The 20,349-nt window shown below is 45.9% G+C and carries 18 protein-coding genes; 11 read left to right on the top strand and 7 right to left on the bottom strand.

Annotated features, from left to right (window positions below):
• Window positions 1-90: 90 nt before the first annotated feature.
• The gene (locus VV1_RS10730) at window positions 91-969 is read right to left on the bottom strand and encodes an AEC family transporter (RefSeq protein ID WP_011080149.1); all 879 of its coding nucleotides are present in this window, start codon (window positions 967-969) and stop codon (window positions 91-93) included.
• A 309-nt stretch (window positions 970-1,278) separates the two neighbouring features.
• Between VV1_RS10730 and VV1_RS10735 the strand changes: the two genes are divergently transcribed.
• The 4 genes from VV1_RS10735 (at window position 1,279) to VV1_RS10750 (ending at window position 8,030) form a co-directional block, all read left to right on the top strand.
• A complete protein-coding gene (locus tag VV1_RS10735) occupies window positions 1,279-2,490 on the top strand; it encodes a cyclic di-GMP phosphodiesterase (protein WP_011080150.1) in 1,212 nt (403 codons plus the stop codon).
• A gap of 184 nt (window positions 2,491-2,674) precedes the next feature.
• Complete coding sequence (locus VV1_RS10740) at window positions 2,675-5,410, top strand: bifunctional diguanylate cyclase/phosphodiesterase (RefSeq protein ID WP_011080151.1); 2,736 nt, start codon at window positions 2,675-2,677, stop codon at window positions 5,408-5,410.
• Between the two features lie 158 nt (window positions 5,411-5,568).
• Complete coding sequence (locus VV1_RS10745) at window positions 5,569-7,128, top strand: YjjI family glycine radical enzyme (RefSeq protein ID WP_011080152.1); 1,560 nt, start codon at window positions 5,569-5,571, stop codon at window positions 7,126-7,128.
• Between the two features lie 8 nt (window positions 7,129-7,136).
• The gene (locus VV1_RS10750; RefSeq protein ID WP_011080153.1) at window positions 7,137-8,030 is read left to right on the top strand and encodes a YjjW family glycine radical enzyme activase; all 894 of its coding nucleotides are present in this window, start codon (window positions 7,137-7,139) and stop codon (window positions 8,028-8,030) included.
• A gap of 12 nt (window positions 8,031-8,042) precedes the next feature.
• On the opposite strand, the gene VV1_RS10755 is transcribed toward VV1_RS10750, so the two are convergent.
• Together VV1_RS10755 and VV1_RS10760 are read right to left on the bottom strand one after the other, a co-directional pair.
• Entirely contained in the window at window positions 8,043-8,960 is a 918-nt protein-coding gene (locus VV1_RS10755; protein WP_011080154.1) for a LysR family transcriptional regulator, read from the bottom strand.
• Between the two features lie 143 nt (window positions 8,961-9,103).
• A complete protein-coding gene (locus tag VV1_RS10760; RefSeq protein WP_011080155.1) occupies window positions 9,104-10,063 on the bottom strand; it encodes a DUF4382 domain-containing protein in 960 nt (319 codons plus the stop codon).
• A gap of 225 nt (window positions 10,064-10,288) precedes the next feature.
• Here VV1_RS10760 and VV1_RS10765 point away from each other — a divergent pair, with 225 nt between their 5' ends.
• Complete coding sequence (locus VV1_RS10765) at window positions 10,289-10,891, top strand: 2OG-Fe(II) oxygenase (protein WP_011080156.1); 603 nt, start codon at window positions 10,289-10,291, stop codon at window positions 10,889-10,891.
• Window positions 10,892-11,009: 118 nt separating this feature from the next.
• Here the strand turns inward: VV1_RS10765 and VV1_RS10770 are convergent, their stop codons facing one another.
• The 3 genes from VV1_RS10770 to VV1_RS10780 form a co-directional block, all read right to left on the bottom strand.
• Entirely contained in the window at window positions 11,010-12,278 is a 1,269-nt protein-coding gene (locus VV1_RS10770; protein WP_011080157.1) for an HD-GYP domain-containing protein, read from the bottom strand.
• A gap of 274 nt (window positions 12,279-12,552) precedes the next feature.
• Window positions 12,553-13,419, bottom strand: coding sequence for a patatin-like phospholipase family protein (locus tag VV1_RS10775; RefSeq protein WP_011080158.1), 867 nt, complete (start codon window positions 13,417-13,419; stop codon window positions 12,553-12,555).
• A 151-nt stretch (window positions 13,420-13,570) separates the two neighbouring features.
• Window positions 13,571-14,278 carry a substrate-binding periplasmic protein gene (locus VV1_RS10780; protein WP_043920970.1) on the bottom strand — a complete coding sequence of 236 codons (708 nt, stop codon included), beginning with the start codon at window positions 14,276-14,278 and terminating at the stop codon, window positions 13,571-13,573.
• 312 nt (window positions 14,279-14,590) lie between these two features.
• On the opposite strand from VV1_RS10780, the gene VV1_RS10785 reads away from it, so the two are divergent.
• The 6 genes from VV1_RS10785 to VV1_RS10810 all read left to right on the top strand — a co-directional run bounded on the left by VV1_RS10785 (window position 14,591) and on the right by VV1_RS10810 (window position 19,696).
• Entirely contained in the window at window positions 14,591-15,505 is a 915-nt protein-coding gene (locus VV1_RS10785; RefSeq protein WP_011080160.1) for a diacylglycerol/lipid kinase family protein, read from the top strand.
• Between the two features lie 175 nt (window positions 15,506-15,680).
• Window positions 15,681-16,886: an aromatic amino acid transport family protein gene (locus tag VV1_RS10790; protein WP_011080161.1), complete on the top strand. Its 1,206-nt coding sequence runs from the start codon at window positions 15,681-15,683 to the stop codon at window positions 16,884-16,886.
• Between the two features lie 68 nt (window positions 16,887-16,954).
• Entirely contained in the window at window positions 16,955-17,338 is a 384-nt protein-coding gene (locus VV1_RS10795) for a VOC family protein (protein ID WP_011080162.1), read from the top strand.
• A 249-nt stretch (window positions 17,339-17,587) separates the two neighbouring features.
• Window positions 17,588-18,730 carry an HD-GYP domain-containing protein gene (locus tag VV1_RS10800; protein WP_011080163.1) on the top strand — a complete coding sequence of 381 codons (1,143 nt, stop codon included), beginning with the start codon at window positions 17,588-17,590 and terminating at the stop codon, window positions 18,728-18,730.
• 134 nt (window positions 18,731-18,864) lie between these two features.
• Complete coding sequence (locus VV1_RS10805) at window positions 18,865-19,338, top strand: Dps family protein (protein WP_011080164.1); 474 nt, start codon at window positions 18,865-18,867, stop codon at window positions 19,336-19,338.
• Window positions 19,339-19,477: 139 nt separating this feature from the next.
• Window positions 19,478-19,696: a hypothetical protein gene (locus VV1_RS10810; RefSeq protein WP_011080165.1), complete on the top strand. Its 219-nt coding sequence runs from the start codon at window positions 19,478-19,480 to the stop codon at window positions 19,694-19,696.
• Between the two features lie 79 nt (window positions 19,697-19,775).
• Here VV1_RS10810 and VV1_RS10815 read toward each other — a convergent pair whose 3' ends face one another.
• Window positions 19,776-20,324 (bottom strand): MSHA operon transcriptional regulator, encoded by a 549-nt coding sequence (locus VV1_RS10815; protein WP_013571506.1) that lies wholly within the window; start codon window positions 20,322-20,324, stop codon window positions 19,776-19,778.
• Window positions 20,325-20,349 lie beyond the last annotated feature (25 nt).

A 20,349-nucleotide genomic window follows, 5' to 3' on the forward strand; every position in this document is an offset into this window, starting at 1 on the left:
GAATCCGCTTTCTATCATATTAATAAATATATCCATAGAATATTTAAGGAATATTTCAACTCTAAAACGAATGATGAAATAAATTCATCATCACGTTAAAGAGAGGGCAAATCCAAGCAACACAGGTAGGGTTAAGATGCTGAAAAAATTGCCGAATAATACAATTGAGGCCACTTTCTCGGGTTCGATATGAAAACGTTCGGCAAAAAGATAATTCATCACCGCCGCTGGCAACATGGTGAACAGGACCATCATTTTCATTTGCAGCGGGGGAAGGGGGATAAAGAAGTAAATCACCGCAAATGCTATCGCTCCTGTTGCGATAGATTGGAGCGTTGAGTAGAGCCCAACGCTGAGGCCGGACCATTTCAAATGGGTCATTTGTGCCCCAAGAGAAAGGAGCATGACTGGCACTGCGGCTTGACCTAGCAAGGAGGTGGCTTCAATCAGCGGTGACCAAACGGCAACATGGTTGAGATTAAAAAACACAGCCACAGACGCGGCAATAAACACAGGCATTTTGACCATTTGTAAGAGTGATCCGCCTCGGCTCAACAGCGCAATGCCTAAGCTAATGTGAATGCAAGATGACATAACGAAAAGCAGTACGGCGCTTGACTGTGCCGCGTCGCCAAATGCGTAGGCAAAGAGAGGAATGGCAAGATTGCCACTGTTGCGAAACATATGCGGCGGTGCCCAGGTCTTAAAAGAGAGCCCAGCCAGTTTGCAAATGGGTATCATCAGTAGCCCCGGCAGCAATACCGCCACAAGCGATGCCCATATCAAAGGGAGCTGCTGGGTGTCTAGCGGCATGGTGGTGAGAGATGAAAACACCAAAGCAGGTAGGAAAACGTCAATATTGATGCGGTTAATCGGCTTAAAGTCAGGTTTCAAATAATGCCCAACCAAAAAGCCGACGCCAGCTAAGGCAAAAACGGGGAATAAAATGTTAATAACTTTGATGAGCATGTTGACGTTCCTGAAGAGGATTTGTTTTTACGCTATCAGGTGATGTGTTTTTCGTCACCTAAACTGGTTGAAAAACATGAGCTCACCACCGCGCTATGAGCGTTATTGCCTAGTCAATCCATTGATTATCGCCGCTTCAAGATGTTGTAAATTAGAGTTTGCAAATATATTTTAAATTTGTATTCTCTGGGCAAATGGAACGCTTGTAAAAAAATGTGAATTATTCGATGTCCTCGGCAGGTCGTATTAGCGAGATTGCCATATACTTGAGGTAGTCGAGAAAAGTTTGTGTTGGAAATTGTCTTGAATATGCAGTATGACCCTGAAAAATCAATAAAAGTAGATATTTCAAACTTAACGATTGGCATGTTTGTCACCGCGATTGAAAATAGTGAGCGGGTTAATTTGGCGAATGCAGGGCGTGTTCAGTCAGAAAAAGCGATTACCCGCTTATTTGAAAGTGGGGTGAAGTTTGTGTGGGTAGACGCAGGCTTATCGGCTAAAAATTGTGTGATTAAACCAGCGCCAAAGGTTGATAACACTGAATCGCAAGTCGTGACAGAATCCCATTCACCAACGCCACGTAAGCAGCCAAAGAGTCGCGCCTCTAATCAAAAGAAAGCCAAAAAGCTGATTGCAGAAGCCAAAGGCCTTGCTCAAAAGCTCCTTAACCAAACCTTTGAAGGCAAAGTGATTCTGGTTGATGAGATTGAGGACTGGGCTGAGGATATGATTGAAGCTGCATTGGTGGATTCAGATGCCTTGCAGTGTGTTTCTGCCTTGCGCCAAAAGGACACCTATTTGCTGGAACACTCGGTGAATGTCGCCTGTTTGTTAGTGACCTTTGGCAAACATTTGGGCTTGGAGCGTGAAACGCTCAAACAGATGGCGATAGGTGGGATCATTCACGATATCGGCAAGATCAAAGTAAACGATGAAGTGCTGCATAAACCAGCGCGACTAACGCCTGAAGAGTTTGAACACATGAAGCTCCATCAGGTGTTTGCCGAAGAGATCATTGTGCATGTTGAAGGGCTAAGCGATGTGAGCCGTGATGTCTGTTTAATGCACCATGAAAAGCTTGATGGAAATGGTTACCCAAAAGGGTTAAAAGGGGATGAAATACCACTCCATGGTCGTATGAGTTGTATCGTTGATATCTATGATGCGCTCACGGCAGACCGATGCTACAAGCAAGGAATGAGTTCTGCCGAAGCCTTTAAAATCATACTCGGCTTAACCCCATTTCACTTAGATCCTGATCTGGTTTACAAATTCATCAACTGCATTGGCGTCTACCCAGTGGGGTCTATTGTCGAATTGAACGATGGTCGAGTCGGAATCGTCTGGACCTCTAACCCGACTCAGCCTTTGAAGCCGGAAGTAAAGTGTTTCTACTCACGTAAATACAAACGTTTTGTCGATGTGGCGATGGTAGATTTAAAACACAGTTCGCTAAAAATTGAAAAAGCGGTGGCGCCCTCAAGCTTGGAAGTGGACGCCAAACCTTTCTACGATTAAACAACGTAAAGAGAGTTCGAGTCAAAGCGCATCACAGGTGGATGCGCTTTTTAATTTGTGAGCCATAATGCGAAGTAATCTGTATGTTTGAAACAGTTACGCAACAGAATTGAATCTATCTCAAACCATTCACCGCTATTTTGCCTTACACTCTAAGTCATTAATCTAATAATCATTAAAATCAATGTCTCGATTTCGTTTGTTGCACTTAACATTACGCAGCCGCACTGCGCTCTATTTTGGCTTAGGATTGACTGGTGTCATCTTGAGCACGCTTTTTATTACCCGAACGTTTTTCCTTTACAGTCTCGATGAGCTGGAAAATCTTGAAGTCAGCCGCGCCAATAAACAAGCTCAGGCCGTCATCGAAATGATGATCAGCCTGCAAGAAGATCGCTCCTACGATTGGGCGTATTGGGATGAAACGTATCAACTGTTCACGGAAGGGGATATTGCTGGTTACCGTGATCGCAACTTATATCAAGAAAGTTTAGACACGCTTAGCCTCGATATGATGGCGTTTGTTTCCTTAAAAGGTGAGGTGGTTGAATCGCTCGTCCGCGACCAAGGTGACAGTGCTTATAACCCGCTGGTGAGCCAAATAGTGGCGAATGACAGCGTTAAGTCACACTTTACGAAAATGAACAGCATGCTTGATCTTTATCGTGAAAGTGAAGCGGGTTTGCTGTTGATTGATGAGCAATTGTGGGTGATTAGTTTAACGCCAGTACGCGACAGTGAAGGAGTGTCTGCCTCCAGTGGGTGGTTGATTTGGGGGCAAAATCTGAGCGAACGTTTTCCTGGTAACTTCGATGCAATCCTAACTGCAGACAACAAATTGTTGGGCTTGAGTCAGTTACAACTGCCGAGCGAGAGCGTGCAGCTGTCTGAAAATACATGGGTCCATCGTGATAAAGAGACGGTGGTTGAGTGGTCTTCGGTCTATGGCATGTCAGGTGAACAGGTGGCTTATTTGCAAACCACGGAGCTGCGTGTTCACTATTTGAAAGGGCATCGGCTCTTTTTGTACCTTATTGGCATTGTGGTGTTGGTTGCGGGCTTGATCGCCTTAGCGACATTTATGCTGTTTAAAAAACGTGTCTCCACTCGATTTGCCGATTTTGAACAAAGTGTCATGCAGTTGTTCTCGAAATATCAGTTGGATGATCTCTCTAATCGACGCACGGATGAACTTGAACGCATTACTCAATTAGTCGAAGTGCTGGCCGAGAATACCTCCTTAACGCAAGATAAGTTGCAGGACACACTGCAAAAATTTGACGCACTCTATCAACATCGCTCAATGGGCATGTTGTTAGTGGTGGACAAAGAAATCATCGACATCAATCAGGCGGCCTTAGAATTACTCGGTTATCAGAAAGGTGATTTAGTACACCAAGAGCTCAACGTGTTGTGTAAAGTGGACGAGAATCAACCTGAGTGCAAGGTCGATCAAATGTACCAAGCGTTGTCAAATGGGGTCACACAGTTTGAAGCCACGATGCTCACTCGAGAAGGGCAAGAAATTGAATGTTTGATTGATGTGAATCTCATTCATCATGAAAACCAACAAGCACTCATGCTTTCTGTTAGTGACATGAGTGAACAGAAGAAACAAGCGCGAATGATCAAAGATTTGGTTGGTCGAGACCCAGTGTCAGGTTTGTATAATCGCCCGGCTATCCTTGCGCGTTTGGATGACCTTATCCAACATCAGCCTAACCAATTCTCCTTCCTTTATATTTCCATCGACAGATTGAAACAGGTGTCAGAAGTGTATGGTCATCTCATTTTTGATGACACGATTAACTATATTGCTGCGGTGTTTGGGGCGGAGTTAAGGCCGTTTGAAGTGGGCCGGATTAGTGAATTTGAATTTATCGCCATAATTGAAGACGTTGAACAGTGTGATGATGCGATCCAGTGTGCGACTCATTTTATGGATGTACTTTCGCGTAAAACACACATCTTAGGCATCGAGTTGGACTTGAGCTGTCAGATTGCCATCGCCGATCCTGAAATCACCCACCACTCGCTTGGCTATTTGTTGCAATCGGGCTCTTTTGCGGTGCAGAGATTCCAGCACAAAGCGGTGACAGAGGTGATACAAATTGGCGCGGATGTAGCGAAGCGGGCGCAAAGTGCTCTGGTGATCAGCCGAGATATTTCTCAGGCTATTCGAGACAAAGCGATCATTGCTCACTATCAACCGATAGTGGATACAGAAAGTGGCAAGGTCAATGGCTTTGAAGCCTTAGCACGCTGGATTCACCCAGAGCTGGGGTTTGTTCCGCCAGATGTGTTTATTGAGCTCGCAGAGCAGCACCAATTGATCGTAGAGCTTGGCGAGTCCATTCTTCGTCAGGCGTGCCAATTTATATCCACGCTTAATCGCACTCGAGCGGACAACGGATTGAACCCTTTAACGGTGCATGTCAATTTGAGTGCGATGCACTTTTACCACGCGCGCTTGCCAGACGCACTACGTCATGTCATGGACGAGTTTGACATTGCTCCGGGTCAGTTGGTGATTGAGATTACAGAAAGCACGTTACTTGGCATTGAGTCAGAGACGTTGGAGCGAACCAAAGAGATCAAGTCACTTGGAATTCAACTGGCATTGGATGATTTCGGCACGGGCTATTCCTCTTTTAGTACGCTTTGTTCCTTCCCACTCGACATCGTGAAACTGGATAAATCGTACATCGATCAGTTGGAGAACAACGATAGAGCGAGAACACTCATTCGCAGTATCGCGTCCATGGCAAAAGAGCTCGGTTTAACCACCGTAGCCGAAGGCGTGGAAACCGCCAGCCAATTACGTAAACTCAAAATTTGGCACGTAGACGAAATCCAAGGCTACTATTTTTATAGGCCCATGCCGGAATCGGAGGCGCTGAAGGCGTTTGATCGACAGTAAGCGTTCTGCTTTGGGGTTTATGCAATGGGTATCTATGCAATGAGCGTCTAACTGAGGCAGAGGGTTTCCAAAACGGAAAAGACTCTTTCTTGGTTTTTCAATAGTGGAAATTATCAATTAGGGCTAGACTGCTGAAAACTCTTCAGGATTTCTCTTTTATGAGCAACAGTTTAGCCCTCAATACCGACCGTTTTCGCCAAATTATCAATGATCCGAAACTGACGGTTAAGCAGAAAAACCAATTTCTCGCATTAGAAGCGGAAGCTTTACTTGATTACATGCCTGTTTCCGATGGCGTGCAGTCTGCGATGAAGCAGGGAGTTATCTGCGACATGTTTGAGGGCAACGCGCCATTTAAACCGCGCTACGTGTTGCCAGACTATGCTCGTTACCTCTCCCAAGGCAGTGCTTTTCTCGAATTAGACGCCGCGAACGATTTTGATGACGCCCTCAATATGTTGACGGTGCTTTACCATCACGTTCCTTCCGTCACCAATATTCCGGTGTATCTTGGTCAACTCGATGAGTTGCTCATGCCCTATGTTGGTCAACTGAGCGATACGCAGATTTATCAGAAGCTCAGACGCTTTTGGATCATGTTGGATCGCACGCTGCCTGATGCATTTATGCACGCCAATATTGGACCGAGTGATAACCTCATCTGCCGCACAATTTTGCGTATTGATGCTGAACTCAAGCAAATTGCACCGAATTTAACCTTTATGTACGACCCTAAGGTCACGCCGGATGATCTGCTCAGAGTGGCTTGTGCCAACATTTGTGAGTGCAGTAAACCGCATATCGCCAATTACCCTATGCATGCGCAAACATACGGCGATAAGCAGTTTGGTATCGTCAGTTGTTACAACTCGTTGCCATTGGCCGGTGGTGCAAACACCTTAGTGCGTTTAAACCTTAAAGAAGTGGCCCAGCGCGCTGAGTCGGTAAGTGATTTTATGCAGGCCGTGTTGCCAAGTTATGTGGATCTCGCCATTGAACTTATTGATGCGCGAACCACGTATTTGCATGAACAGTCGGGATTTTTTACTAGCTTCTTGGTTGAAGAAAAACTGATTGATGAACAGCGTTTTGCGCCTATGTTTGGTATTTATGGTATGGCGGAAGCGGTTGACACGTTACAAACGAAATCGTCGTTATCAGGTCAATATGGGCTCGATTCACAAGCCAATCAGTTGGGTGTAAAGATTTCACAGAGACTGGCTCAATTGCTTGAAGAGCGGCCAGTCAAATATGGTTGGCAACAACGCGCACTGCTGCATGCTCAGGGAGGCATTAGCTTAGATATTGATGTGACGCCGGGAGTGAGAATCGCCTATGGGCATGAGCCCGATCCGGTGAGCTATGTGTTGGCAAACGCGCCGCATCATGCCTTCTATCCATCGGGTATCAGCGATATTTTGACCATCGATGAAACGGTCAAAGATAACCCGGAGGCGATGTATAACCTTTGTAAAGGCGCCTTAGCCGCCGGTTACCGAGAGTTTACCGCCAATGTTGCAAGCAACGATTTGGTGCGAGTAACGGGTTACATGGTCAAGCTGTCAGACATTGAGAAGTTTGCTCAATTGGGCTCGCGCAGCAACACCACCTTCTTAGGTGCTGAAGCAGCAAAAAATACCGCAATACTCGCGCGACGTCCGCGTATCGTGAGTATGGAAACAACGCCTGTGTATCAAGAGCAGGCAGAATGTAACTGAACATCAAAATGTCAGCTGTTCAGTTCAACAAGAAAGGGAAAGTGAGTCGAGTACTGCCTTTCTCTTGCGTTGATGGGCCGGGGAATCGCCTGGTGATTTTTTTGCAGGGATGTAATTTCAACTGCTTAAACTGTCACAATCCTCACACAATTAACCACTGCAACCATTGTGGTGACTGTGTGACAACGTGTCCTTCAGGCGCCCTAATAAAGAAAAACAACAACGTTGTTTGGCTAGAAGAGGTTTGCACCCACTGCGATCGTTGTCTTGAAACTTGTTCGTATCGCTCGAATCCAAAAATAAAAGAGTGGACGGTTTTAGACATGATCGATTTGATCCGTAAACATCACCTGTTTATCGATGGTGTCACCGTGTCCGGTGGGGAAGCAACCCTACAACTTGGCTTTATTGTCGAGTTATTCAAAGCGATAAAACAAGACGTTGAATTGGCACATTTAAGCTGTTTCATCGACAGTAATGGTTCACTAACAACTCATGGCTGGGTAAAAATTGCCCCCTATCTCGACGGTGCGATGATTGACCTGAAAGCATGGCAATCCGAAACGCATCGTTGGTTAGTGGGTCGAGATAATCATAGAGTCATATTGTCGATAAAATATCTTGTTGAACTGGGCAAGCTGCATGAAGTTCGTCTGCTGCACATCCCCGAAAAAAGCGATCTCGCGTGTGAAGTGGAGGCGTTAGCTCAGTTTCTCAATACGTTGCCTGAGCGGGTCACGATTCGCCTCAATGGCTTTGCTCACCACGGTGTGATAGGCGAGGCATTGAACTGGCCTGTTTGTGATAGAGAGTCGATGAACGGCTTCTATCAGGCGTTGAAACGCAAAATCCGACATCGGATCGCCTTACCGAAAACGCCGCTCTATCGAGACATTGCTTAGTCGTTGAAACGGCTACTTCTCATTGAGTTGATGAAGCTGGCTTTTTAACCAAGTCAGCGCCGGATCATTCAAACTCTGTTTGTTATACACCAAGCTATACGCCACTTGGCCATAGTCAAACGGCAAGCTCTTCTGAATAAGCCCTTTGGCTTGTAAAGCCGTCTCTGCCCACAGTTTTGAGCAAGTAAAAAGCAATGGGGTACGATGGCACATCACTGCCGCCGCGCCAAAATCTGCGACCGAAAGGGCGATCTCACGTGCTTTATGGCTCTGAATCAAGGTTTGCTCGAAGTAGGGTGTCGCCAACTCTTTGTCGTGAATGCCAATGTGTTGGAATGACAGGTAATCCTCGATGGTAAAGTCGGTTTGCTGCGCCGGATGTGCCTTATTCATTAAGCAGATCATCTCGTCGCGTTTGATTGTATGCCAAATCAACTCACGGTTCATGGTTGGAGGCTGGCTAATGTCGTGGGGCAACAGAATAAAATCAACCTGGCCGCGTAGCAAAGCCTCAAAGCCATGCTGCTCCTTAGCGTATATATGAAGATGCGCTTTGGGGGTTTGTTGGAGGATCTGGCTGAACGTGTCAGCAAACACTTCAAAGGTACTTTCACGCATGGAGAGTGAGAAGGTCCCAGTGTATGAGTTTGCGTCAAATGTGCCTTGGTGAATCACCCCGTTCATACTGGAAAGAATGCCGTGAATGGCAGGACCGATGCTCAGTGCATAAGAGGTGGGGATCAGTTGGGTTCCATCGCGATAAAAGAGTTCATCGTTTAGCACACTGCGTAACTGAGACAAAATCTTGCTTACACAAGAGGGGGTGACGCAAAGTTGCTCCGCCGCGCTTGTCACGCTGTGAGTGGTTAACAAAACGTGCAAAACGGTTAAATGCTTAAGGCTAATTCGAGAAAGAGAAATGTAATCCATAAAATGTGTTTCAACTCAGCGTTTCATGGATTACACCACATTTTCATGGGGAAACAAGCGTTGTTGGTGGGAGATGTTGCCAACAAAAAGAAAAACCGTGACTTATTCGCACTAAGTCACGGTTAATTCAGCAATGATCCGGTTTATGGGGCTGGTACAAAGTCAATTGTGCCATTTTCTCCTGCTGCTAACGTGATGGTGCCGACTTGCCCTGTGGGTAATGGAATTGCGGTACCATCATATTGAATGGGGTTGTCATCCCCAGCGTTACAACTGAATGCAACGGTATAAGTCCCTGCATTTAGGAAACCAAATGCGTAGTTATTGTTTTCATCCAAACCTGCCGATGCAATGGGTTTTACCGCGTTTTCTGGGACAGGATTCTGACTGTCGAATTCCGGGTCATCTTCATCCACCAAATCGATGAGATTGGCGCTATCGTGTCCCTCACCTTCATAGAGATAGATAAATGCTTGGCTGTCAGCCGTGCAACTTTCGTCCCCTGTCAGAAGGTTATCATCGACATTCACTGAGATACTCACTGCGGAAGCATTAGAAACAATAGAGACACCATGAGGCTTAAGAATGTAGCCATTGTTGCTGCCTAAATTGCCGCGCATCACTAAAGACTGGCGAAGGTCAAACTCAATAGTGTAGAGCTGTACGGCCTCAGAAGTGACATCGAAACTGCCTAACTTCAACTTGTTGCTCGGTTGTTTCAAAGGTTGTTGGCCATTTTCATCAATCACGTAATTGACCCCATTTTCATTCGTCACATGCAGTATCAGCTCTTTATAGCTGCCTACAGGGACCGGTTGCGTGCTGACCATCAATACGGAGTCGGTGCCTTGGTAATCAAGCAAGTCAATTTTTTGGTAATCCGCGCCAGTAGAAGGTACGACGTCAAGGAAAACAGAGTTGCCTTCGTTATCCACTAACTCAACCTGAGTGAAGCCCACGGAGACGGACTGAGCACTGTCAACGGGTGCATCAGACACATAAAAAGAGACATTGGCGGTTTTGCCTCCGTCACTACCACCGCAGCCAGCTAAGAGTAGCGCTGCCGCGACAGAAGAAATTGCAGATTTAGTTAGTCCATTCATTACACATATCTCATTACAACTGATGATACTATCAATTATAGTCGTTATTTTTGAACGCGAATGTTCACTGCGTTAGGCGTGTGCAAGCATTTTGTCAATTTGTATCTTCGAAAATTATTAATTCATTTAATCAATACGATAAAGATATTTGTCTGTCTTCTTCCGCGGTTCACCGTTATAAAGCCGAGCGCAAAAATGCGTTTTGAATTGTGCGGAATGAGCTGAATGGAAAAGTTGATAGATGCGCTAATTACCCATGGTTATTACATTTGGGATGATTTTTTAGACTCGCAGTCCGTCGCGGATTTACGAGAAGCGATACCAGAAAACTGGAAGCAGGCGAGAATTGGCCGCAACGACGACTTGCTGAAAGCGACGAAGATTCGCAGCGACAAAATTCAATGGTTGCAAAGTCATCAGGGTGAGGCGGTTAATCATTATCTGGCACTCATGGATCACATACGGTTGCAGGTGAATCGCCATCTGTATTTAGGTTTATTTGAGTATGAAGCTCACTTTGCCAAATATGAGCCCGGAGATTTCTATCAAAAGCACTTAGACAGCTTTCAAGGGCAAGAAAACCGAAAACTTACGACCGTGTTTTACATGAATGAGGATTGGCAGCCGGGAGATGGCGGTGAATTACATCTGTACGATCTTCAGGACAATTTGTTAGAAATCATCGCGCCGAAGAGTGGGAGACTGGTTGTTTTTCTCTCGGAGTTGTTCCCCCACGAAGTGCTCACCAGCCATATAAATCGTTACAGTATTGCAGGGTGGTTTCGCATCAATGGCGTGCGGGACAATCTATTGGATATCTCCAAATAGGACATCGGTTACGCTCTGCACTGTGATGTGACCCAGTGTGCAACCCTGCCTATTTAAAATGAAAACCGCCTTTTGGCGGTTTTTTGTCAAACGATTTTGCTGAAGAGAGCCGAGAAAACTACTCACTGTCTTGAATGGACATTTGATAGCAGCCATCTAAGTGACGCTTTAACGTACCAAAAACGGTTGGACACAGTTTGCCTTCATCCACCATTGCCGTCATCAAGGCTTCAATTTCATGTTGGGGCATTCTTGGACGATAGGGGCGATCTTGTGACAGTGCTTGAAAGACGTCGGCGACGGCAATAATTCTCGACGGCAGATCCAGATCGGTAGCCGTTTTGTGGTATGGATAACCAGAGCCGTCCAACCTTTCGTGGTGGTTGGATGCCCACTCAGCAATTTTTGAGTTGGGGAAGACTTTATGCAGAGCAAGCTCGGTATCGATGGTATGCCGTTTGATTCTTGTGTACTCCTGATCATTGAGTTTTCCTTGCTTATGAAGAATGTCATCAGGGGTTTTTAACTTGCCAATGTCGTGCACTAAGCCGGCAATAAAAATCATCTCTTGGTCATGTTCGCAAAGCGACATTTTTCCAGCGAGGAAGCGTGAGATTTCGGCGACTTTCTGTGAATGCTGATAAGTAAACGGGCTTTTGGCATCGACAATGCGAGCGAGAAAAAGCCCCAAGCTCATTAAGTCACCGATAGTGAGCTGTTTTTGCAGCCAATCGATATGTGAGAAGCCGAGTCCAATGGTTTCGATGTTTTCCGATTCCATTGCAAACCAGAAGCCGTCAGTCATGATAAGTTTTACCATCACGTCGCACATTCCAGGATGGAAGAGGCTACCCGCATTGGCCATGATGGTGTCGGCGATGGCTTGTTCATACAGCGTCACCATATCGCTATGACATTCATCGGTGAATTGAGCCCTTAGAAAATCTAGGCGATCAGAAAGATACAAAAGTGCCGCGATGTCTTTGTTAAACGGGGAGACTTCTAAGGTTTCAAGCTCATCCCAACGAGTGTGGTGATACAAAATTGACTCAGCAAACTGGGCCAGAATATTACACTGTTGCAAAGATTGATAACCACGAATGCAGTGGGCTTGCGCGTCTTGTGGCATCAGCGTCTCTAGCAGCATTAAATGCTCTTTCGTTTCTGAGACGCCACAATCGTGCACCATTCCAGCAAAATAGCTGAACTCCGCTTTTTTTAAATCCCAACCCAGAGCAAGCGCACATTGGTAAGCGATGTAGGCGACACGGTGATTATGGTGAGTGTCATCGACTCCGACATAATCCAACGCACGTGCCACCCAAATCAGAGCCTGTTTGAGGTCTACTTCAAAATGAAGCGAGTCTGACTCACATGTATTGTTCATTGATGTTCCGACATTACGTTATCCCCTTCCTACTTGAAGCGGCGGCAGTGTTGGCTACGTTCATGGGGATTCATTCACTTGCCGACTACCTTAAACTCCAAGTGGTTTGGGTATATTGTTATTAAGTGTTGTTGACTTATTTGTAATAGTTTTCATTTATGATACTTGCTTTATATGTAAATTATCATCTTTGAAACAAGCTATTGTTGAGTAATTTGAAGTTGGTGACACTTTTGTTACGTGGTCGGATCTCGTTGCGCGAAAAATGTCCGTTTTAAACGCAAAAAGGGCAGTTTTCGCGTGTCAGCCCATCAGTGCCGGCCAACCTTGCTAAATGCTGTTTTCCCTGCGTAATACCCATTTGATAGCCTTGATGAAGTTTGCTTTGATTCATCGTTAACCGTTTCACCTTAAAACCTTCTTCTGGCGCAATCACTCGGATAGTGGCATCGGCTGGTGGGAAGCGAATAAACGCCAATGCCGCATTGTAATTTTGGGCTCGTTGACGCAGCGCTTTAGCGATAGCGGGTTGACGTGACAACAAGGTGTTGGTGAGCCAAGTGTGGCGACTTTCTGGCATCTCGTAGCTCAATGGGTGCGACAACACCACCGTTATGTCACGAGCGCCTTGGCGATACGCTTCTTTCACAGGAATGGAATCCGAGACCCCGCCATCGGTAAAACAACTGCCTGCAAAGCAAGGTGGTTGGCGATAAGCAATAGGCAAGGCGCAGCTCGCTTCCAATAATTGATTCACATTCTGCTTAGTTAGCTGTTGATAGTGTGGCAACCCTGTTGCTATGTCAGTGGTGGTGGCCAGCAAACGCGTGTTTGTAAAGAGACGTTCTGCCTCAATGGGGTAGCGACGCATGGATTCGTCAACCAACCATTTTACGTCCACCAAATCGCCCCCTTTGATAAAGCGTTTTGGGTTATAAAAACGCTGAGATGTGGCCAATTTAGTGATGACATTAAAACTACGCCCTTGAGCGTTCGCCAAATAGCCAACCAAATTGGATGCGCCTGCCGACACCCCAATAGCCAGATCAAAAGGTTGATAATTTTTCTGCAAAAATGCGTCCAATACGCCGCTGGCAAATACGCCGCGCATTGCGCCCCCTTCCACGACCAGTGCTTTCATCTCTCTTTACCGTTTAGATTCACTCTAGTCTGCAAGGCTAAAACAACCGGGCGGGATGTCGTAGTCGGTTGTGTTTATCGTTGAAATAGGAGGCGTCTATTAATGGCTGAGTGAATGGTGGGGCTTGGGCTTAGAGGCTTCGATTTGAGCGCTACGGACACTCTTGGTCATCGAGCATTTTCTCATAGCAACCATTGGCAATGAGCTTTTTCATACCGTCTTCATAGGCATCGAGCAGCGCTTTGCCACGCGGTGTTTTTTGAAACAACAGGAACATAGGCTCACTGAGAAGCGGCTTGGGATCCGTCATGATCACGCGTTCGTCATACCCCGTCACTTGGTTGATGAGTAAGCGTCCGACGCGTTTTTCCGCGGGCACGGCGTCAATTCTTCCCCGATGAAGTTTGTGGAAATTCTCTTTTTGATTGGAACTGATGAGAGGAAATACTTTGTGCTGTCGCAACAGCAACGTCGAGGAAAAACCTTCTACACCGCCAATACGGTAGTTAGCCAAATCAGAAATAGCACCCCAGCGAATGGGCATCGACTCACGGTAAAAAATCACCGTTTCTGCAAAGACGATTGGCGTAGGAGATTGGTAAAAAATCTGTCGGCGTGCTTGATTGCTATACCAAGGGAAAGTGGCGTCTGCTTTTTCATGCTCGACAAGTTTAGTGCTACGAACCCAAGGATGGTATGAGTAGCGCACTTCGTAACCTTGACTGGTGTAGATCTGGCTGATGATTTTCTCCAGTGTACCTTGATGCTCACTGGTATAAGGTGCCCATTCGCCAATCGCAAAATGGACGACGTCCGGCTGGTTAGGCGGCGCTGCGGCGACAACACCGTTAGCGGTCATAACGAACAGACAAAGTGACAAGATCGGTTTATGTATCAATGTGCTCTACTCGGTTTTATGTCGAACGAGGTGACCGTCGTTAAGCGTCGCTTTGACGAACGGGTTATTAGAGTGTAGCAAAGCGAACTGACTTGTCGTGACATTCGCCCTAGGTTGAAAGGCTAGGTTCTCACTTTGCTAAGTGGGTTGAACTCGCAGAAATGACATTGCTTGGTGCAAAACGCCGTGGTTGATCACAACAAATTAACAATTGATTTTTTCCCAACGAGCGACAAGTTAAAATAGCGCCATAAATCATTGAAGTTAATCGGTATGATCTGGAATTTTATTCTCAACCCGCAAGCTGGCGGAGGAAAAGCACTTCGCTTTTGGCAGCAACTCAAGCCTTTACTTTCTCAACACAATATCAAGCATCATTTCCATCAAACTCAATACCAAGGGCATGCCAAAGTTCTCAGCAAAGAGTTGGCAGAGCAAGGCGAACGCGCGTTTGTAGCGATCGGGGGAGATGGAAGCGTTAACGAACTGCTTCAAGGGATCTTTGAATCTGATTGCGATTTACAAGAATTTGTTCTTACCGTCGCGCCGCAAGGGACGGGCAATGATTGGGCGCGCTATCACCACATTCCCAAAAGTCCAAATGCGTGGCTTGAATTTCTTCAAGCAGCCAATGTGGTCGAACATGATGTGGGTGTGGTGGAGTATGGTGACGATTTTTTACAGCAGCATGTGTTCATCAATATGGCGGGTTGTGGGCTTGATTGCCACATATTGCAGCAAATGGGATGCGCGGGTGGTAAGTCACTGCGTTACTACTCTACGCTGCTGAGTTCTCTTTATGGTTATCAAGGTCGCACGTTGCACTTCAAACGTTTGGATGACTCTTCTTCGCAAGATGTTGCCAGAACGGTCCTACTCAGCATGTTTTGCATCGGCCGTTATGGTGGTGCCGGGATGGATTTTTCCCCGAAAGCGCACCATCAATCGGGTGTATTACACTCCGTTTGTGTGGAAGATATGCCGTTTTTGAAGCGTCTTTTCAGTTTGCCGTATTTACTCAATGGAAAAATCGAACAGCACAGCCGAGTGCAAGCGGAAACAATGCGCGCACTGTTAGTGGCAGGTGAAGATACTGCCTTGTTCCAATGCGATGGTGAATTGATTGGAGAGTTGCCAGCTCGGCTGACGCTTCGCCCTTGCGCTATACGAGTACTAACAAGGCGTTAGAACTGGGTGTATTATTAAGTTTACACTTTTGGATAAAATGCATTACATTTTGCTTGATCTAAAAATGAAGATGCTACAAAATCGCCATCAACCTAGTTAATTTGGTGGTGATGATTCTCTTTTCTACCATTTGTCTCTAGGCCTATACTCTATTCCGTAAATATAAGAATACACTATGAGCCGTTCAAAGATTTTTGGTAGTACTTTGATTATTGCAGGCACCACTATTGGTGCTGGAATGCTTGCATTGCCCCTTGCTTCAGCAGGGATTGGTTTTTCCACCTCCGTCATGATTATGATCGGCTTTTGGGTTTTGATGTCGTATACCGCGTTGTTGATGGTGGAGCTCCATCAAGAGGCAGATAGAAGTGCGACGCTGCACACGCTGGCAAAACAAATTCTAGGCACGAAAGGAAAATGGGTTGCCAGTTTCGCTATGCTGTTTCTGTTTTACGCGCTTTGCGCGGCTTACATTGCTGGTGGTGGTGCGCAGTTTGGTGAACGCGTTGCTGCTTGGTTTTCCATCGAAATGGATGCCTCTGTGGCAACGGTCATTTTTACCGTGATTGTGGCTGCGGTGGTGACCAGTGGCACGGCGACCGTCGATAAAGTAAACCGCGTTTTATTTGGTTTGAAAATGGTTGCCATGGTCGCGGTGCTTTTCTTTCTTGCTCCTAACGTGACGGAATCTTACTTGCTCAGTATGCCGATTCAACAAGGGTTGATTGTCGCTGCTCTGCCAGTCATTTTTACGTCGTTTGGTTTCCACAGCAGCATTCCTGCTATTGTGAATTACCTTGATGGGGACACCAAAGCGCTGCGCAAAGCGATTGTCATTGGCTCGTCCATCCCTCTGGTTATTTATGTGTTCTGGCAACTGGTCACGCTTGGCGTGGTGAATCAAGAGGTACTGCTTAATAACTCAGGGTTGACGGCGTTGATTGCCCAGTTGGCCGCGAAAGTTCAGCAATCTTACTTAAGCCAATTGGTAGGCGTGTTCGCGGACTTGGCACTGTTAACCTCATTTTTAGGGGTGAGCCTAGGTTTGTTTGAGTTTCTTGGCGATGTCATCAAGAAGAGTGGTCAGAAACAAAATCGCGTCATTCCTGCTGTGGTGACATTTACACCGCCGCTGATGTTTGCGCTTTTCTACCCACAGGGCTTCATTATGGCGCTTGGTTACGCCGCAATTGCATTGGCTGTTTTGGCGATTTTCTTGCCGGTGGTGATGGTAAACAAAGTACGTAAATCACCAGAGAAGCAGGGGAGTTACCAAGTGGCTGGTGGACAATTAGCGCTAACGCTCACAGGTGTGACCGGGGTTGTGATTGTTGCTGCTCAGATCCTGATAACCGTTGGGGTTCTGCCTGCGTTAGGGTAATAATGGTGATGATGTTGGGCTGGTTAACACAACCAGCCCTTTTTGTATCAACTGTTCAGAGGTGCAACATGATAGCGATGACTCAGCTCGATCACCTAGTCTTAACCGTTAAAGACATTCCGACCTCTGTGGCGTTTTACACCCACTGTTTGGGGATGGAGAAGCAGGAATTCGCTGGTGGACGCATCGCACTCAACTTTGGGCAACAGAAGATCAACCTTCATCAGTGGCAGCACGAATTTGAACCTAAGGCGGGTCATGTGCAACCTGGCAGTGCCGATCTCTGTTTTATCACCAATACGCCTATCCAAGAGGTCGCTACGTGGTTTACACAATGTGGTATTGAGATTGAAGAGGGGCCGGTTCAAAGAACGGGCGCTACCGGGCCGATTCTCTCGGTTTACATTCGCGATCCGGACATGAACTTGATTGAAGTGGCCAACCGCTTCTAGCTTTATAACAGTGATAAGACCAGTCAGAAAAATGTCGTCCGTTTTGATTACTTCATCAAAATAAATGGCTTATTTTTAGTCAAAAAAATGGATGTTAATGTAGATCAAACAATCTGCATTTTGCAGCTCTTCCGTCAGGCGAGTGCTCTTTTTTGTTCCTACAATTAGGAGTGTTGGGAGACAAAATAGACGGAGCAATAGGCAAGCGTGAAGGCTGGCCCTCTTTTGCTGCGTGTAAAGGAGCTGGGAATGGAACTGCTAAGTGAAGTCAACAATTGTGCTTATTTTCATCACGCTAATTCATTGAATGAGCAACTGGAAAGCATTCGTGATCGCATGCGTATCCATGAGCCTAGTATCGATAGGATTTCGTTTGCACTGTTTGATGAAGATGACAACCAATTGAAAACCTATGCTGACAGCAGTGGTTTGTATCCTGAACTGGCTCACTTTAGTGCCTATTTGGATGAACTGCCTATGTTACAGCGTTGTGTCGAAGAGCAGAGCCACCGTATTGTTGCGGATTTAAACAGCTTGGCATGCAGCAAGCATGTGGTATCGCTTCTTCAAGCAGGCTATCGTTCATCGGCTGCCATTCCATGCTTTGAAAAAGACAAGTTTGTGGGTTTTCTCTTCCTGAACTCGCGAGAAGTGGACGCGTTTGATGAAGGGCTGATCGACAAACTTCAGCCTTACATTGATATGGTGAAATTCACCATTGTCTCTGAATATCAGATTGTGCACGCCATTGCGGATTGTGCAGAACGAACTCAAGCGTTGTTTCCTGTTTACCATAAAGATTCTTGTGCGCACAAAGAGCGCATGAGCCATTACACCCGTATTATTGCCCATGACATGGCGGCGGAGTGGTCGCTAGACGACGAAACCATAGAGCACCTCTCTCTTTTCGCCCGCTTCCACGATTTGGGTAAAGTGAGACTCGACATCGAACTGGTGTGCAAAACCGATACGCTGGATGCGCAAGAACGCAATACGATGCGTAATCACGTGGAAAATGGCATTGAAATCATGGACCGTATTCTTGAATCTCTGGGCAATCCTCATCACCCAAGTATCACGCTGTTGCAGCAAATCATGGCCTATCACCATGAGTTTTTAGATGGCTCAGGTTATCCATTTGGTTTGAAAGGGGAGGAAATCCCTCCTGCTGCAAGAATTGTCTCGGTGGCGAATGTGTTTGATGCACTCACCACACACAGACCTTATCGCCAAGCTTGGTCGGTGACGCATGCCTTGCTAGAGCTTGAAAAAATGGTGATTGCAGGAAAACTGGATCGCTGCTGTGTGAATGCGCTGCGTGAACACCAAGAAGAGCTGCGTGATGTTGTGGCGCGTTTTCCAGAGCACGACCCCAAAGATGGTTTCTACTAAAGACCTTACTTTTAATAGGTAAAGACAATTAAATCTATAGATTCAATCGTTTTTACCTCTAATCTTCGTTCGCATAGACTACACCCATTGAGAGAAGAAAGGCTTCTCTAGCAAAAATAAATAAGGGTGATGCTATGTCTAATACAAATTATATCGGTCTCGATCAGCAGCTAGCTCAAGCGTTGGCAGAACAACTCAATCAACTTCTTGCAAACTATCAAGTGCTTTACATGAACACTCGTGGTTACCACTGGAACATCAAAGGTCAGCAGTTTTTCGAATTGCACGTAAAATTTGAAGAAATCTATACCGATCTGCAGGTGAAGGTGGATGAATTGGCAGAGCGTATTTTAACGCTTGGTTTTACACCAAAACACAGCTTTAGCACCTACTTACTAAACAGTGAGATTGCTGAACATCAAGATGTGTTCAGTGGCGAGGAGTCTGTTTCTGGTTTGGTGGATGGCTTTAGTAAGTTGTTGGTTAAGCAACGTGCCATTCTTAAGCAGGCAGGCGAAGCAGAAGATGAAGGTACCGCTGCGCTGATGGGAGATTACATCCGCGAGCAAGAAAAACTGTTGTGGATGCTTAACGCTTACCTCCAATAACGTGCCATTAGCAAACAGTCAATGACAAGTCGTGCTACGCGATTAGTTATTGACTGTATAAATGAACAGTATTTTGTTGACCAATGGAGTAAATTGACTATACTGAGTATACATACAGTTTCTTTGCGGAGGTGCAGTTATGTTTTGGGATACTCTAGAACGTGTTAACCGACTCAGGCAGGAAGCCATGGCGAATCCTGAGTTTATTCAGTCAGCCAAAGAACACGAAAAAGCGCTTAGTGAGCAGGAAGTTGTCTATTGTCCACGGACAAAGCGCAGAGTGAAAAAGCCAAAATCTTTGGCCGACATTTATCAGCAATCAGAATTTGGGACAAGACCCGATGTCCACCAACATTAAAAATCAATAAAGCCGCTATCGAAAGATAGCGGCTTCTTTGTATGGGGTCGATTGGGGGCACAAATCACATCGTATCGAGTTAAAAATCGGCTTTTTTAACAAAGTAAGGATTTTTGTATTTCTTCTCTGGACCAAATTCCTTGAACACCAATCGATTCCACAATTGCTTGTCGAAATTTTCTTTGGGAATCGCAGGATAAAGCGTTTCTAACTCTTCCCAAGCGTAGTTCATAAACTCTTTTTTCTTAATTTGGTTGTATTGACGCGCAATTTTGTTGTGTTTAGTGATCCATTCTTTCTTAAATAAAGCGAGCGCTTTCTCGGCTTCTTCCTGTGGCATACGAGAGAGGAAGACTCGCTTATAGGAGACTTTTCGGTCCACCATGGTACGCATGGCGGTTTGAATATATTTCCCATGATGTGTGATGGAACTTTCGCTCTCATCGACCAATGGAATACACCAACCTTTCGGAAAAAAGTCGTGCTTTTGGTACTGTTTATTACGTACCGTGAGGGCTTGATGCAAAACAAGATCAGACGTGCCGCGAAAGGTTTGTTGCCATTTGGCAATACGAATCTGCAGTGATCCTGGTAAACGATATATATTCGTAAATTTGTCTTCGTTCATGGACATATTACACAGTAGTTAAAGG

Source organism: Vibrio vulnificus CMCP6, from assembly GCF_000039765.1.
In the GTDB taxonomy this organism is placed as follows: Bacteria; Pseudomonadota; Gammaproteobacteria; order Enterobacterales; family Vibrionaceae; genus Vibrio; species Vibrio vulnificus_B.

Excerpts from the sequence above, each read along its gene's own strand:
- VV1_RS10730 (WP_011080149.1), bottom strand. The coding sequence starts at position 969 with ATGCTCATCAAAGTTATTAACATTTTATTCCCCGTTTTTGCCTTAGCT.
- VV1_RS10735 (WP_011080150.1), top strand. The coding sequence starts at position 1,279 with ATGCAGTATGACCCTGAAAAATCAATAAAAGTAGATATTTCAAACTTA.
- VV1_RS10740 (WP_011080151.1), top strand. The coding sequence starts at position 2,675 with ATGTCTCGATTTCGTTTGTTGCACTTAACATTACGCAGCCGCACTGCG.
- VV1_RS10745 (WP_011080152.1), top strand. The coding sequence starts at position 5,569 with ATGAGCAACAGTTTAGCCCTCAATACCGACCGTTTTCGCCAAATTATC.
- VV1_RS10750 (WP_011080153.1), top strand. The coding sequence starts at position 7,137 with ATGTCAGCTGTTCAGTTCAACAAGAAAGGGAAAGTGAGTCGAGTACTG.
- VV1_RS10755 (WP_011080154.1), bottom strand. The coding sequence starts at position 8,960 with ATGGATTACATTTCTCTTTCTCGAATTAGCCTTAAGCATTTAACCGTT.
- VV1_RS10760 (WP_011080155.1), bottom strand. The coding sequence starts at position 10,063 with ATGAATGGACTAACTAAATCTGCAATTTCTTCTGTCGCGGCAGCGCTA.
- VV1_RS10765 (WP_011080156.1), top strand. The coding sequence starts at position 10,289 with ATGGAAAAGTTGATAGATGCGCTAATTACCCATGGTTATTACATTTGG.
- VV1_RS10770 (WP_011080157.1), bottom strand. The coding sequence starts at position 12,278 with ATGAACAATACATGTGAGTCAGACTCGCTTCATTTTGAAGTAGACCTC.
- VV1_RS10775 (WP_011080158.1), bottom strand. The coding sequence starts at position 13,419 with ATGAAAGCACTGGTCGTGGAAGGGGGCGCAATGCGCGGCGTATTTGCC.
- VV1_RS10780 (WP_043920970.1), bottom strand. The coding sequence starts at position 14,278 with ATGACCGCTAACGGTGTTGTCGCCGCAGCGCCGCCTAACCAGCCGGAC.
- VV1_RS10785 (WP_011080160.1), top strand. The coding sequence starts at position 14,591 with ATGATCTGGAATTTTATTCTCAACCCGCAAGCTGGCGGAGGAAAAGCA.
- VV1_RS10790 (WP_011080161.1), top strand. The coding sequence starts at position 15,681 with ATGAGCCGTTCAAAGATTTTTGGTAGTACTTTGATTATTGCAGGCACC.
- VV1_RS10795 (WP_011080162.1), top strand. The coding sequence starts at position 16,955 with ATGATAGCGATGACTCAGCTCGATCACCTAGTCTTAACCGTTAAAGAC.
- VV1_RS10800 (WP_011080163.1), top strand. The coding sequence starts at position 17,588 with ATGGAACTGCTAAGTGAAGTCAACAATTGTGCTTATTTTCATCACGCT.
- VV1_RS10805 (WP_011080164.1), top strand. The coding sequence starts at position 18,865 with ATGTCTAATACAAATTATATCGGTCTCGATCAGCAGCTAGCTCAAGCG.
- VV1_RS10810 (WP_011080165.1), top strand. The coding sequence starts at position 19,478 with ATGTTTTGGGATACTCTAGAACGTGTTAACCGACTCAGGCAGGAAGCC.
- VV1_RS10815 (WP_013571506.1), bottom strand. The coding sequence starts at position 20,324 with ATGAACGAAGACAAATTTACGAATATATATCGTTTACCAGGATCACTG.